At 66.8% G+C, this 13,141-nt stretch carries 16 protein-coding genes and 3 pseudogenes; 7 read left to right on the top strand and 12 right to left on the bottom strand.

The window, feature by feature from the left end; all coding sequences use genetic code 11:
• Positions 1–101: 101 nt before the first annotated feature.
• The 3 genes and pseudogenes from C0541_RS09340 to minD all read right to left on the bottom strand — a co-directional run.
• Complete coding sequence (locus C0541_RS09340) at positions 102–593, bottom strand: hypothetical protein (protein WP_115047812.1); 492 nt, start codon at positions 591–593, stop codon at positions 102–104.
• A 66-nt stretch (positions 594–659) separates the two neighbouring features.
• Positions 660–917 carry a cell division topological specificity factor MinE gene (minE, locus tag C0541_RS09335; RefSeq protein WP_011036323.1) on the bottom strand — a complete coding sequence of 86 codons (258 nt, stop codon included), beginning with the start codon at positions 915–917 and terminating at the stop codon, positions 660–662.
• A gap of 2 nt (positions 918–919) precedes the next feature.
• Positions 920–1,579 (bottom strand): annotated as a pseudogene (gene minD / locus C0541_RS09330) (septum site-determining protein MinD); the annotation flags it as partial.
• Between minD and C0541_RS21315 the strand changes: the two are divergent.
• Positions 1,576–1,671: pseudogene (locus C0541_RS21315) on the top strand (DNA-binding response regulator); the annotation flags it as partial. The pseudogenes minD and C0541_RS21315 overlap by 4 nt on opposite strands.
• A 19-nt stretch (positions 1,672–1,690) precedes the next feature.
• On the opposite strand, the pseudogene C0541_RS21310 reads toward C0541_RS21315, so the two are convergent.
• From C0541_RS21310 to C0541_RS09320, 3 genes and pseudogenes are all read right to left on the bottom strand, one after another.
• Positions 1,691–1,769 (bottom strand): annotated as a pseudogene (locus tag C0541_RS21310) (P-loop NTPase); the annotation flags it as partial.
• A 36-nt stretch (positions 1,770–1,805) separates the two neighbouring features.
• Positions 1,806–2,552 (bottom strand): septum site-determining protein MinC, encoded by a 747-nt coding sequence (minC, locus tag C0541_RS09325; protein WP_104650286.1) that lies wholly within the window; start codon positions 2,550–2,552, stop codon positions 1,806–1,808.
• Between the two features lie 3 nt (positions 2,553–2,555).
• Positions 2,556–3,158, bottom strand: a complete 603-nt coding sequence (locus C0541_RS09320) for a GNAT family N-acetyltransferase (RefSeq protein ID WP_115047810.1) — start codon at positions 3,156–3,158, stop codon at positions 2,556–2,558.
• Positions 3,159–3,395: 237 nt separating this feature from the next.
• On the opposite strand from C0541_RS09320, the gene C0541_RS09315 reads away from it, so the two are divergent.
• From C0541_RS09315 to C0541_RS09295, 5 genes are all read left to right on the top strand, one after another.
• Entirely contained in the window at positions 3,396–4,592 is a 1,197-nt protein-coding gene (locus tag C0541_RS09315) for a sensor histidine kinase (RefSeq protein WP_115047808.1), read from the top strand.
• The gene (locus tag C0541_RS09310; protein ID WP_005990002.1) at positions 4,592–5,233 is read left to right on the top strand and encodes a response regulator; all 642 of its coding nucleotides are present in this window, start codon (positions 4,592–4,594) and stop codon (positions 5,231–5,233) included. The genes C0541_RS09315 and C0541_RS09310 overlap by 1 nt, the downstream gene beginning before the upstream one ends.
• Before the next feature lie 372 nt (positions 5,234–5,605).
• A complete protein-coding gene (locus C0541_RS09305; protein WP_115047806.1) occupies positions 5,606–6,787 on the top strand; it encodes an SRPBCC family protein in 1,182 nt (393 codons plus the stop codon).
• A 95-nt stretch (positions 6,788–6,882) separates the two neighbouring features.
• Positions 6,883–7,254, top strand: coding sequence for a DUF423 domain-containing protein (locus C0541_RS09300; RefSeq protein WP_115047805.1), 372 nt, complete (start codon positions 6,883–6,885; stop codon positions 7,252–7,254).
• Between the two features lie 2 nt (positions 7,255–7,256).
• Positions 7,257–7,931, top strand: a complete 675-nt coding sequence (locus C0541_RS09295; protein ID WP_115047803.1) for a DNA-3-methyladenine glycosylase family protein — start codon at positions 7,257–7,259, stop codon at positions 7,929–7,931.
• 68 nt (positions 7,932–7,999) lie between these two features.
• Here C0541_RS09295 and C0541_RS09290 read toward each other — a convergent pair whose 3' ends face one another.
• From C0541_RS09290 to C0541_RS09270, 5 genes are all read right to left on the bottom strand, one after another.
• On the bottom strand, positions 8,000–8,800 hold the full coding sequence (locus C0541_RS09290) for a M15 family metallopeptidase (protein WP_115048181.1): 801 nt from the start codon (positions 8,798–8,800) through the stop codon (positions 8,000–8,002).
• A gap of 172 nt (positions 8,801–8,972) precedes the next feature.
• Positions 8,973–9,152, bottom strand: coding sequence for a hypothetical protein (locus tag C0541_RS09285; protein ID WP_115047801.1), 180 nt, complete (start codon positions 9,150–9,152; stop codon positions 8,973–8,975).
• Positions 9,149–9,328, bottom strand: a complete 180-nt coding sequence (locus C0541_RS09280) for an Arc family DNA binding domain-containing protein (RefSeq protein WP_115047799.1) — start codon at positions 9,326–9,328, stop codon at positions 9,149–9,151. The genes C0541_RS09285 and C0541_RS09280 overlap by 4 nt, the downstream gene beginning before the upstream one ends.
• On the bottom strand, positions 9,325–9,609 hold the full coding sequence (locus tag C0541_RS09275) for a hypothetical protein (protein WP_115047797.1): 285 nt from the start codon (positions 9,607–9,609) through the stop codon (positions 9,325–9,327). Before C0541_RS09275 ends, C0541_RS09280 begins: the two co-directional genes overlap by 4 nt.
• 9 nt (positions 9,610–9,618) lie before the next feature.
• On the bottom strand, positions 9,619–10,476 hold the full coding sequence (locus C0541_RS09270; protein WP_115047795.1) for an SPFH domain-containing protein: 858 nt from the start codon (positions 10,474–10,476) through the stop codon (positions 9,619–9,621).
• A gap of 127 nt (positions 10,477–10,603) precedes the next feature.
• On the opposite strand from C0541_RS09270, the gene purT reads away from it, so the two are divergent.
• The gene (gene purT / locus C0541_RS09265; protein ID WP_115047793.1) at positions 10,604–11,806 is read left to right on the top strand and encodes a formate-dependent phosphoribosylglycinamide formyltransferase; all 1,203 of its coding nucleotides are present in this window, start codon (positions 10,604–10,606) and stop codon (positions 11,804–11,806) included.
• A gap of 93 nt (positions 11,807–11,899) precedes the next feature.
• Here the strand turns inward: purT and C0541_RS09260 are convergent, their stop codons facing one another.
• Positions 11,900–13,129, bottom strand: coding sequence for an endonuclease/exonuclease/phosphatase family protein (locus C0541_RS09260; RefSeq protein ID WP_193725902.1), 1,230 nt, complete (start codon positions 13,127–13,129; stop codon positions 11,900–11,902).
• Between the last annotated feature and the right edge of the window lie 12 nt (positions 13,130–13,141).

The raw sequence follows: 13,141 nt of genomic DNA, 5'->3' as shown, positions 1-13,141 counted from the left end.
GCACGTTTACGCCGGTATGCCGGCAGCGGTGTCGGGTGGACGCATTGCTGCGTTTTAAGCGCCGTAGCTAGCGCAGCGCAACGCGGCGGCCCTGCGCGCACTCAGGCCGGCAGCAAGCCGCGCGCGCTCAACCAGGTCCGCGCATTGTCCGCGTCCTGCTCGAACCAGGCGCGCGTGGAGCCCAGCCGGTAGGTGTAGCCCCAGGTATCCATGTCGGCCATCAGGCGCGCGCTGCCCACGCCGGGCAACTGCTCGGCCAGCAGGATCTGCAGGTAACAGGTGGCGTCTTCTTCATCCACCGAATCGGTGGCGTCGGTATGCACCGCCGCGCGCTTGTCGGCCGGCAGGACGATCAGGTGCCCGGCCTCGTGCAGCAGCGAATGCACCGGCGTGTCGTCGCGCACATAGACATCGCAGCCGATGATGCCGGCCTCCGGTTCGCCCCAGAAACTGCCGGGGATCGGCGCGCCGGCCTCCACCCGATGCAGGCGCAGGCCATAACCGGCAAGCAGGGCAGCGGGTGCATCCAGGCCGATGTCGCCCACGCACAATACGCTGGCTGGCTCGGGGCTGGAGGGGGAATCGATGGTCACGCAGTGGCTCGCGGTCGGTTCGGGCCGTCAGGGCGGCACCGTGCAGGCACGGTGCCGCAGGGTCGCCTATTTGTCGCCGTCTTCCGGCAGGGCGACGGTGATGTCGAGCACGTCGTGCTCGCCATCCTTGACCAGGTCCACCCGTACCGCATCGGCATCGATGTTGACGTACTTCTTGATCACTTCCAGCAATTCGCGCTGCATCAGCGGCAGGTAGTCCGGCCCGCCGCGGTGGTTGCGCTCCTGCGCGATGATGATCTGCAGGCGGTTCTTGGCCGTCTCGGCGGTGTTCTTCTTGCTCTTGAGAAAATCGAGCAGGCCCATGCTTACCCTCCGAACAGCTTGCTGAAGAAGCCTTTCTTCTCCACGGATGTGAATCGCATCGGGCGCTCCTCGCCCATGATGCGGGCGACTGCGTCGTCATACGCCTGGCCAGCCGGGGACTCGGCATCCAGGATCACCGGCTCGCCCTTGTTGGAAGCGTTGAGCACGTCGCCGGACTCGGGAATCACGCCGATGGCCTTCAGCCCCAGCACCTCTTCCACGTCGGTGATGCTGAGCATCTCGCCGCCTTCCACGCGGCCCGGGCTGTAGCGGGTCAGCAGCAGGAACGCAGGAACGGTCTTGCCTTCCTCGGCCTTGCGGGTCTTGGAGTCGAGCAGGCCGATGATGCGGTCCGAGTCGCGCACCGAAGACACTTCCGGGTTCACCACCACCACGGCGCGGTCGGCGAAGTACATCGCCAGGAACGCGCCTTTCTCGATGCCGGCCGGCGAATCGCAGACGATGTACTCGAAGCCGTCGGCGGCCAGGTCCTTGAGCACCTTCTCCACGCCTTCCTGGGTCAGCGCGTCCTTGTCGCGGGTCTGCGAGGCCGCCAGCACGTACAGGTTGTCGAAGCGCTTGTCCTTGATCAGCGACTGCTTGAGCGTGGCTTCGCCATGCACGACGTTGACGAAGTCGTACACCACGCGCCGCTCGCCTGAAGCGTGAAGGCTTTGCGGTCGACGCTGCACAAGACGGCGAAGAAGGCCTGTACATGGGCCGCGAGGTTCAGTTCGATGTCGGCATCATCGATCTNAGATGTGTATAAGAGACAGCGCAGGCCAGGCTCGCGCTGGTGGTGGTCTTGCCGACGCCGCCCTTGCCGGAGGTGACTACGATGATTTCAGCCAAAGGATTTCTCCGAAATATTTCTGTGGTTGGGCTGCGTCAGTCCAGCGCAGCGATCTTGATCTGATCCTGCTCCAGCCAGACCTGGACGGCCTTGCCACGCAGGTCCATGGGAACATCGTCCAGCACCTTGTAGTGGCCAGCGATGGCAACCAGTTCGGCGTGGAAGTCGCGGCAGAAGATGCGCGCATCAGGGTTGCCCTGGGCGCCGGCCAACGCGCGGCCACGCAGGGTACCGTAGATATGGATGCTGCCGTCGGCGATGACCTCCGCTCCGGCACCGACCGTACTGAGGACAGTCAGGTCGCAGTTCTCCGCATACAGCTGCTGGCCCGAGCGCACCGCGTTGCGTTGCATGCGTCCAGGTGCCGGCCGCGCGGCAGGCGCTGCGGGTTCGGCACGCGGCGGGGGAGGCGGGGGCGGCGGCGGGCTCACCGCGGTCGGCTCGTATTGCGCCCGGAACTTGGCCAGCAGCGGCACGCCGAGCTGCTGCGAGAGCAGGTCGATCTCGCTGGTGCCGTAGGCCAGCGCCACCGGCAGCACGCCGGCATCGCGCAGGCCGTCCAGCAGCGCCTTGGCCGTGTCCAGGTCCGGCAACTGCGACAGCCCGCCGAAATCCAGGATCACCGCCGCGCGTCCGAACAACTTCGGCGCGCGGGTCACGCGCTCGCGCATCTCGCGCACCAGGCGCGGGACGTCCAGCGTGCGCACGCGCAGGTTGGCGATGCCCACCTGGCCGATCTTCAGTTCGCCGGCCTGTTCAAAATCCACATTCACGCTTGCCACGGCTCAGCTCCCCGTCGACGGGTTGTCGGTGGCGGCGGCGGCATGCCGCGGCCGGCCGACCCACGGCAGATGGTCGGGCAACTTGCCGGCATAGGTCTCCTTGACCCACGGATAGCTGCACATGTCCTTCATCAGCATGCTGGCGCGCACCTCGACATCGGCCATGGTGTTCTGGCCGACCTCGCGGAAGCCGAAGCTGCCATGGAACAGCAACGCCGCATCGGCGCCGTGGTCCAGGAACACTTCGCAGGCCAGTTGCGGGTAGCGCAACTCGGTGTAGCTCTGCACATCGGCATAGAACGCCCGCCCGACGCCACCGCCGCGACGGCGGCTGGCGACCACGATGCGGTCGATATAGAAGAATTCCGGGTGACGGTCCCGGAACCAGGCGAAATTGCTGCTGTCATGCGCACTGCCGCTGCCGAACCCGACCAGGAACCCGGCCAGGTTGCCGTCGCGCTCGGCGACGCGGAAATATTCGGCCTGCTCGTAGAAACGTTGCAGCTTGGTTGAATCCAGCGGCAGGATTGCCAGTCCGGCATTGTTGTTCAGGGCCAGGACGGAATCGAGCTCGTGCTCGCGCACGTCGCGGATAACGATCGACATTGGGACTCCGTGGGGTAACGCGATCGACCCGAAATCGGATCTGCGTCGGATTATTGCATGCGTGGCCTGAAGCGGCGACCCGCCGTGTGCCGGCTCCCGTGCGCAGGCGCCGAAGCGTCGGCCGCGGCGCGCCGACGCCTGGAGCGCTTGTGGCCAGGGCGCTGCGGGCGGGCAGCGCACGGCATGCATGACTTCCGGCAAGAGGGCAGCCGCCCGGCGAGCGCCTAAGATGCCTGCATGTTGGGATACCTCAGTCATACGCGCGTCCTGCGCTTCGCCGGCCTGTTCACCTGGGCGATGATCGCCATGCCGTTGGTGTACACCTACTGGCCGGCCGCCGAGGAGGGCGACCACCGCAGCGTGGCCGAGGGCCTGCTGATGTCGGGGTTCTTCGTCGGCTTCGGCGCCAGCTACTTCTGGCTGACCCGCGGCCTGAGCAGCGGCGGCCACGCGCATTGGTACGACCGGCTGATCCTGCTGCTGCTGACCATCTTCGCGCTGGCGGTGAGCTATCTGAGCGGAACCGGGCTGGGCAGCATCCTGATGATGGTGGCGGCGGGGGTGATCCCGTGGTTGCTGCCGTTGCGCATCGGCGTGGCCTGGCTGGTGCTCAGCCAGCTGGCGGTGCTGCCGGTGTTCTACTACCTGCGCCCGGACTTCACCCTGTTCGCCGCACTGATGCAGTCGTTGCTGTACGGCGGCTTCTCCATGTTCATCTTCGTGACCAGCCTGGTCGCACGCCAGCAGACCGATGCCCGCGAAGAGCAGCGCCGGCTCAATGCCGAACTGCGCGCCACCCGCGCGCTGCTGGCCGAGAGCGCCCGCGTCAACGAGCGCACCCGCATCTCGCGCGAGCTGCACGACCTGCTCGGCCACCACCTCACCGCGCTGAGCCTGAACCTGGAAGTGGCCGGCCACATCACCGACGGCCAGGCCCAGGAGCACGTGCGCCAGGCGCATACGCTGGCCAAGCTGCTGCTCACCGATGTGCGCGAAGCGGTCAGCCAGCTGCGCGACAGCGGCGCGATCGACCTGGAAGCGGCGCTGCGCCCGCTGGTGACCCAGGTGCCGTCGCTGGACATCCATCTGGACATCGACCAGCCGCTGACCCTGGACGACCCCGAGCGCGCCCATGTGCTGCTGCGCTGTACCCAGGAAATCATCACCAATGCGGTGCGCCACGCCGGTGCGCGCAACCTGTGGATCCAGGTGCGCCGGGACGGCGACAGCGTGCTGGTCGACGCCCGCGACGATGGCCATGGCGCCGACACGGTGGCGCCCGGCAACGGGCTGCGCGGCATGCGCGAGCGGCTGAACCAGTATGGTGGCCAGCTCGAGATCCAAACCCGGCGCGGCGGCGGCTTCGGCCTGCGCATCTCCGTTCCAGGCGCGCCGGCACTGATGCCTGCGGCCGTGACCCAAGGAGTGTTGTGATGATCCGTGTGTGCCTGGTCGACGACCAAACCCTGGTACGCCAGGGCATCCGCTCGCTGCTGGCGCTGGACAACGGCATCGAGGTGGTGGCCGAGGCCTCCGACGGCAAGCAGGCGGTGGAGCAGATCCCGCAGATCCAGCCCGACGTGGTGCTGATGGACATGCGCATGCCGGTGATGTCCGGCCTGGAAGCGCTGCAGATGCTCTCGCGCAACGGCACGCTGCCGCCGACCATCATCCTGACCACCTTCGACGACGACCAGCTGGTGCTGGCCGGGCTCAAGGCCGGCGCCAAGGGCTACCTGCTCAAGGACGTCTCGCTGGAACAACTGGTCGGCGCGATCCGCACCGTGGCCGACGGTGGCTCGCTGGTGCAGCCGGCAGTGACCCAGCGCCTGCTCTCGGGCCTGGAGCACATGCGCAACGAGTTCGTCAGCCTGGACCGGCCCGATCCGCTGACCGACCGCGAGACCGAGATCCTGCGGCTGATGGCCAGCGGCTTCTCCAACAAGGAGATCGCCAACTCGCTGGGCGTGGCCGAAGGCACCATCAAGAATCACGTCTCCAACATCCTGTCCAAGCTCGGCGTGCGCGACCGTACCCGCGCGGTGCTGAAGGCCTTCGAGCTGCAATTGGTCTGATCGGCCTCGCAGGCGGCGCGGCTTCCGGCCTGCGGCGGTGCATGCGCTCCGCCGTGCCTAGTTCATGGGGCGCGGCGGGGTGGTCTGGTCGTGTCCAACCGGATCCAGCGCGCTGCCGGAGGCCGAAAACGGCGTCGGCAGCCATCGCATCACACACAGGCATCGCGCGATGTGCATGATAGCTGCGCGCAATCTGCCCAAACCCTTGTGCAGGTTGGGATTGCGCCGTCATGCCCTGCGCGGTTGCGCGGTGCATGACACCGCAAGACCGCGCTACCCGTCGCACAACTGAACATCTTTCTCGAAGCCTGCTAGGATGGCGGCTTCGCTTCACTCAACCCGGCCGTGGGATCGGCCCCGGAGACCTCCTGAATGACCCGTATTATCGAGTTCCTGATCGCCTTGGGGATCGTGGCTGGCTTGTTTGTCGTGGTGGGCTTGGTGTTGCCCTCGGAGCGGCAGATGTCCGAGAGTGTTGAGACCAACCGCAGGATGACGATTGTTTACGACACCGTGAACAGCTTCCGTCGTTTCAAGGATTGGAACCCGCTTGTGCTGCGTGACCCGAAGATCCAGCTGAAACTGGCCGGCCCGGAAGAGGGCAAGGGTGCACGCGTCGAATACAGCTCCACCGAAGGCTACATCGGCAACGGCAGCTGGGAGATCACCAACAGCGTCAAGAACGAGCGTGTTGAGATTTCGATCGACGATCCCACCAAGGGCTACGACAAGGTCACCAATTTCACCCTTGCGCCGACTGGCAAGAACAACAAGAACGTCAAGATCACCCAGGACTACAGCGTCAAGTACGGCTGGAACCTGTTCGGTCGTTATGCCGGCCTGTATGTCAGCCGCCACGTGGGCGACGACCTGAAGCTGGGTCTGTCGCGCATGGCGACCGCACTGGCCACCGTGCCGAATTTCGACTACCGCGCCCAGCTCGACGGCAAGCCGGTGTTGAGCGATCTCAAGATCGTCGATGTGCCGGCCGAGGACCTGCTGGTCGTCACCGCGGGCAACATCGATCGCGACAACGAGACGATCAAGAAGTCGATCAAGGACAACCAGGAGTGGATCAAGCGCGTGATGGACGCCAATGGCCTGGAAGCTGCTGGTCCGGTCCGCATCGTCACCACCGACTTTGCCACCGACAAGTACGCCTTCGACGTGGTGCAGCCGGTCCGCAAGCGTGCCGGTGGCGCGCCGAAGACCGACCCCAAGGCCGATACCGCCAAGGCTGATGCCAAGAAGGACGACGCCGCGGCTGCCGCACCTGTGGATGCAACGCCGGTTGCTGCCACGGGCGAGGAGTTGAAGGTCAACATCCCGTCGGAAGCACCGGTCAAGTACGAGCGTACCAAGGCGCACCGGTCCGCATTTGCGACCTATGCAGGCCACATGGCCGGCCTGGATGCAGTGCGCAGCTCCCTGCGTGCCTGGTCTGCCACCAACGGCAACGACGTGACCGAGCGTCCGTACGAGTCGTGGAAGGGCGGCGTGGACAAGTCGTTTACGCAGGACGGCACCTACGATGTCTACTGGGCCATCAAGTAATCGTCTCACCACGATGAGCTGATCCAGACCAAAACGCGCCGCAGTCCTGCGGCGCGTTTTTTTTTGCGCCACGGCGCTGCAACGGAACCACCTCCATGTCCCTGCTCGAACGTCGCAAGAAACATCCTTCGCTGCTGGCGTGTTGCGGCGCCTTGCTGGCCGCCGCCGCGGTGGGCCTGTCGGCCTATGCCTCGCATGGCGTGACCGATGCGCTGGTGCAATCGCGGCTGCAACTGGCAGCGCTGTATGCGTTCGGCCACGGCGCCGTGCTGACGGTGCTCGGCGCCACCGAGACGCGTGCGCTTGGCCGGATCGGCCTGTACCTGCTGTTGCTCGGCACGCTGCTGTTTGCCGGCAGCCTGGCCGGCGGCGCGGTGCTGCACTGGCCGACCAGCCTGGCGCCGGTGGGCGGGGTCAGCCTGATGCTGGGCTGGGTGGTGCTGGCGATCGGCGCGTTGAGGCGCTGAGCGTGCCGCGCCACGCCCGCGGATTCGATGTGGAAGCCGCCTTCGCGCACCTGACCCGGCGCGATCGCGCGCTGGGTGCATGGATGAGGCGCATCGGCCCGATTGCCGCGCAGCCGGGTTGGCGCAAGCCGTTCGATCCGGTGGATGCATTGGCGCGCGCGATCCTGTTTCAGCAACTCAGCGGCAAGGCCGCATCGACGATCGTGGCACGGGTGGAAGTGGCCATCGGTGCATCGCGCCTGCATGCAGATACGCTTGGTCGCATCGACGATGCGGCACTGCGTGCGTGCGGTGTCTCCGGCAACAAGTCACTGGCCTTGCGCGATCTGGCGCGCCGTGAGCGCGATGGCGAGATTCCGTCCCTGCGCAGGCTCGCCTTCATGGACGAGGAAGCGATTGTCCAGGCGCTGGTACCGGTGCGCGACATCGGTCGCTGGACGGTGGAAATGATGCTGATGTTCCGCCTGGGTCGCCCGGACCTGCTGCCCGTCGACGACCTCGGCGTGCGCAAGGGTGCCCAGCGCGTGGACAGGCAGGAGCAGATGCCGACGCCGAAGGAGCTGGCCATCCGTGGCGAACGCTGGGGCCCGTACCGCAGCTACGCGGCGTTCTACCTGTGGAAGATCGCCGACTTCAGCGTGGCCGCCAAGGTGCCGACACCGCGTTCGCAGGAGTAGCTTGCTTGCAAGGCTTGCAGACGAGATGGGAGGGCGTGTCGCGCTGCGTCGCCTGACGCGCGGCCAGCTTACGCCGCCGACCAGCGCCAGTGCCACGGCTCGTGGACGATGCCATGCGGGTTGTCGCGCGGATAGCTGAGGCGAAAACCGAACTGCGCGGCATGCGTACGCAACCACGCAAATGCCGGCGTCGCCTCGAAGGCGTCTTCGGCCGGCGGCTCGCCTGGCGTGCCGATATCCAGTGCATCGCCGCTATGGTGTTCGCTGAAGCCTGGCGCTGCGTTGACGGCCAGAATCTGCGCAAGCGTGAGGCCACGCGCGAACTTGCGTTCGAAGATGCCCAGTTGATAGTCGTGACTGCGATAGCCCGAGATCGCATCGAGCAGGATGCCCGTGCGTGCCGCATCGATGCGCATGCGGTGCCAGGCGCGGGCCGCACCGTGGCTGAGCCATAGCGGCCGACCGAAGCGGTCGCGGCCGGCATGCTGCAGCACCGACGGCTCGGCGATCAGCAGCAGGCCGGTCTGGCTGACGTAATCGTCCTGAGCAATGCCCAACTGCGCCAGACGGCGTTGCAGGCCGTCGATCGGGAGCGTGGTGGCGCGAGGCGGCAGGCGAGGCGTGTCGGCATCCAGCTGATCCAGCGCCTCGTCCAGGCCGGGCTCGCGTGCCAGCCGCGGCACCAGCGGCATCAGCCCTTGCGCCAGCTGCGCGGCCAGATAGCGCCCATCGCGCTTGCGCCTCAGCAGCCAGTCGGCCTGCGCCAGCACGCGCGCGTCGGCATTGCTGCGTGCCTGCAGGAGGGCGGCTGGCACCAGTTCGATCGCGCGGGTATTGAGCAGCAGGGCTGGCAAGGGGCGTCTCGGCATCGGCACAGAGTAGGCCGAAGTGGCCAGCGCGGCCAGCGCAGGCACGTTCTGGTTCGACGGCGGTTGGCCGTGGCTGCAAGCGCTTTGCGACGAGCGCTGCCCAGCTACTCACCAAAGCGGCGGACGAGCGGCCACTGCGCGCCAGTTGCCGAGGCTCGCTGGCGCGCCGAGGTCAGAGTTCCTTCTTGAATACCAGCAGCGCCGCGCTCAGCGGCGTTTGCATGAGGGCGTTGACCAGCTCCCAGCCGAGGTTGCCCTGCCTGACCAGTTCGGCCTGGATGTCCTCGCGCTTGATCGTGCCGATAAACGACGGCTTCAACTCGATGGTCAGATCGTTCCAGCGTTTGCTCATGCTTGCGGTTCCTTGTCGTCGCGCGGCTTGGGCAGGCGCCCGGCCTTGCGCAGCGCATCGCGCAGTACGTACTCGATCTGCGCATTGAGGCTGCGCAGTTCGTCGTCGGCCCAGCGCTGCGCGGCGCTGAGCACGTCGGCGTTGATGCGCAGCGGATAGGCCTTCTTCTCGCTCACTCGCGCTCCCGGCGTCCACTGTGGCGCCGCAGGTGCATCACCATCGAGACGATCAACATGTTCACGCCGACCAGCATGCCGATCACCACCGCGTAGATGCCGGCGCGGTTGTCGCCGGCCCAGTACAGGCAGGCGGCGCCGACCAGGATGACCAGGCTGATCAGGGCCCAGCGCAGTCCCAGGCCGCGCGCGCGGTCGTCGTCGTCCGCGCCGATGGAGGCGGCGATTGCCAACGCAGGCAAGCCGGACAGCGCGACGACCAATGGCACCATGACATTCATTGCATCACCTCAATACAGCGAGCCGGCGTTGACCACCGGCTGGGTCCCGCGATCAGAACACAACACGGTCAGCAGGTTGCTGACCATGTGCGCCTTGCGCTCTTCGTCCAGCTGCACCACGCCGTTTTTCTGCAGCTCGGACAAGGCCATCTCCACCATGCCCACCGCACCGGCGACGATGCGCGTGCGCGCGGCGATCACCGCATTGGCCTGCTGCCGCTGCAGCATGGCCTGGGCGATTTCCGGCGCGTAGGCCAGGTGGCTGATGCGCGCTTCGATCACGTCCACGCCGGCCTGGGTCAGGCGTTCGTCCAGATGGCGCTTGAGCTGTTCGCTGATCTCGGCCGGATGGCTGCGCAACGAGATCTGATCGTCTTCGTGCTGGTCGTAGGGGTAGCTGGTGGCCATCGCGCGCAGCGCCGCTTCGGACTGGATATGCACGAAGCTCTCGTAGTCGTCGACGTTGTAGACGGCTTCGGAAGCATCCAGCACCTGCCACACGATCACCGCGGCGATCTCGATCGGGCTGCCGTCCAGTTCGTTGACCTTGAGCCGGCCGCTTTCGAAGTTGCGTACGCGCTGGCTGACCCGGCGCTTGGCGTAGAAGGGGCTGTTCCAGCGCAGGCCCGGGTCCTTGACCGTGCCGACGTACTTGCCGAACAGGCTCAACACCGCTGCCTGGTTCGGTTCCAGGGTGTACAGGCCGGCCAGGAAGAAGAGACCAATCGCCCCGACCACAACGGTGGTGATCAGTGCTGCGGGCTTGGCGTCGCCGGTGAGCAGCATCCACAAAGCGGCGGCGAATGCCGCAGCCGCGACGAGAACGACAGGGATGCCCGGCAGGGAGCTGATCGGCTTCTCTTTCATGAGGGAGGTCTCCTTGGGAAGTTGGAAAAAGATATCAAAGTGATATCAGGTTGAGCAAGGGCAGCGCCCGGCGGTGGAGGTGACCGCCCGTTAGAATGGCGGCCCCCTCCCGATCTGGACCGCGCTCATGACTACTCTCGGCACGCCGTTGTCGCCTTCCGCCACCCGTGTGTTGCTGCTGGGCTCGGGCGAGCTGGGCAAGGAAGTGGCGATCGAATTGCAGCGCTTCGGGGTGGAAGTGATCGCCGCCGATCGCTACGCCAACGCCCCGGCGATGCAGGTCGCACACCGTTCGCACGTGCTGGACATGCTCGATCCGCAGGCGCTGCGCGCGCTGATCGCCCAGGAGCAACCGCACCTGATCGTGCCGGAGATCGAGGCGATCCATACCGAAACGCTGGTCGCGCTGGAACGCGAGCAGGGCCAGCGGGTCATCCCGACCGCGCGCGCCGCACGCCTGACCATGGACCGCGAAGGCATCCGCCGCCTGGCAGCCGAGACGCTGGGCCTGCCGACCTCGCCGTATCGCTTTGTCGACACGGCTGCCGAATACCGCGAGGCGATCGCCGCGGTCGGCCTGCCGTGCGTGGTCAAGCCGGTGATGTCGTCCTCGGGCAAGGGCCAGAGCACCGTGCGCAGCGACGCGGACATCGATGCGGCCTGGAAGTACGCGCAGACCGGCGGACGCGCCGGTGCCGGCCGCTGCATCGTCGAGGGCTTCATCGACTTCGATTACGAGATCACCCTGCTGACCGTGCGGCATGCCGGCGGCACGTCGTTCTGCGACCCGATCGGGCATTGGCAGAAGGATGGCGACTACCGCGAAAGCTGGCAGCCGCAGCCGATGTCGGCAGCCGCCCTGCAACGCGCGCAGCAGATCGCGCAGGCCATCACCGACGACCTGGGCGGCCTGGGCCTGTTCGGCGTGGAGTTGTTCGTCAAGGGCGACGAGGTCTGGTTCAGCGAAGTCTCGCCGCGCCCGCACGACACCGGCCTGGTCACGCTGGTGTCGCAGGACCTGAGCGAATTCGCATTGCACGCCCGTGCGATTCTGGGCCTGCCGGTCGGCGCGCAGAACGGTGGGGTGATCCGTCAGAGCGGCCCGTCGGCCTCGTGCGCGCTGCTTGCGCATGGCCATGGCGTCCCGGTGTTCGACAATGTCGCGCAGGCCTTGCGCGACCCGGACACCGCCTTGCGTCTGTTCGGCAAGCCGCGCGTGGACGGCCACCGCCGCGTCGGCGTCACCCTGGCACGCGCGGACAGCATCGACGCCGCGCGCGCGAAGGCGCGTACCGCCGCCGAGGCATTACAGGTTCAACTGGACGCCTGAATGCAGTGATCGGCATGGCGCGATTGCGGCGACCAGCTGCACTCGCGCCACGCCACAAGCAACAGCTCGACGCTCCGAATCCCCAATCCCGAATCACGGCTCCCCAGCCACATCCACCCACACCGCATGATGGTCGCTGCCGTCGGCGATCGCCGCTTCCGGCGTGGTGCTGGCGGGCCAGAAGATGCCGCTGCCGATCAAGCCGAACTGGCGCGAGGGCAGCACGTAGTCCAGCCGCATCGTGCCCGCCTGCGGCCCGAAGTCGCCGGTGACCTGGTGCGCATCGCCCTTGTGCGCGATGCCGTGCGCGGCGTACTCGGCGGTTTTCTCCGGGCCGCCCGCACTGTGCGGCGCCGGGTACTGCAGCACCCGCGGGTGCGTGACCAATGCACGGATCGCATCGTGCCGGCCGGCACCATCGACCGGATCGTTATTGAGATCGCCGAGAATGACGAAGCGCGCATCGGCGGGAAGTCCGCCGCAGCGGCCCTGGTCGTCGCACAGCCAGCTGGCGTCCTTGGGATTGTCCAGGTACTCGCGCCATAGCCGCAGCTCGTCATGGTTGCGTGCGACGTTGCGCTTTTCGGCGCCATCGAAGACCGGCGGGGTGGGATGCGACACCAGCGCATGCACCACTCCCAGCGGCGTGCGCACCGGCACGTCCCAATGCGATTTGGACGACAGCCGCAGCTGCGCCCAGACCGCATCGCGATGGAACGCCTGTTTGCTGGATGGGTCGATCGGCCGCAGCGCACCCGGCAGCGCGCTCCATTTCAGCAACTGGAAACTGCGCACCGCCTGCGCATCGATCGGGTAGCGCGACAGCACCAGCATGCCGTACTGGCCGGGATGCAATCCGTAGCCCCAGGCATCATTGCCCTGGCGGCGGCCGGCGCCGCCGACGCTGCCGTTGTTGTCCAGATCCAGGCCGCTCGGCACGCCGGTGTTGACCGGGGCCAGATAGCGGTACGGATAGCGCAGCGCCTCGCCGCCGCCCGGCTGGGCAACCTGCAGATAGCGCTGCTGGAACAGGTCGGCGGCGCGGTGCTCGGGGTCGAAGTCGAACTCGTTGAGCAGCACCAGATCCGGGCGTACCCGCTGCAGCACCGCGGCGATCTTGCGCGCATGTGCGCTGTCGCCCTGCAGCTCGCGGACCAGGCCGCCGGCCTGGTCCGAATACAGCGAGGTGTTGTAGGTGGCGATGCGCAGCCGGGCCGGCGCGGAGGTGGCAGTTGCTCCGGCGCTGGTCTCGGTGGAGGTCGCGTGCTGTGCGCATGCGGCGCACAGCGCGGCTAGCGCAAGCAGGAAAAGAGGTTTGATCATCGCGGCATTCTC

Origin of the sequence: Xanthomonas arboricola, assembly GCF_003353015.1 — a bacterium.
GTDB lineage: Bacteria > Pseudomonadota > Gammaproteobacteria > Xanthomonadales > Xanthomonadaceae > Xanthomonas > Xanthomonas arboricola_E.
This window is presented reverse-complemented; position numbering and strand designations above follow the sequence as displayed.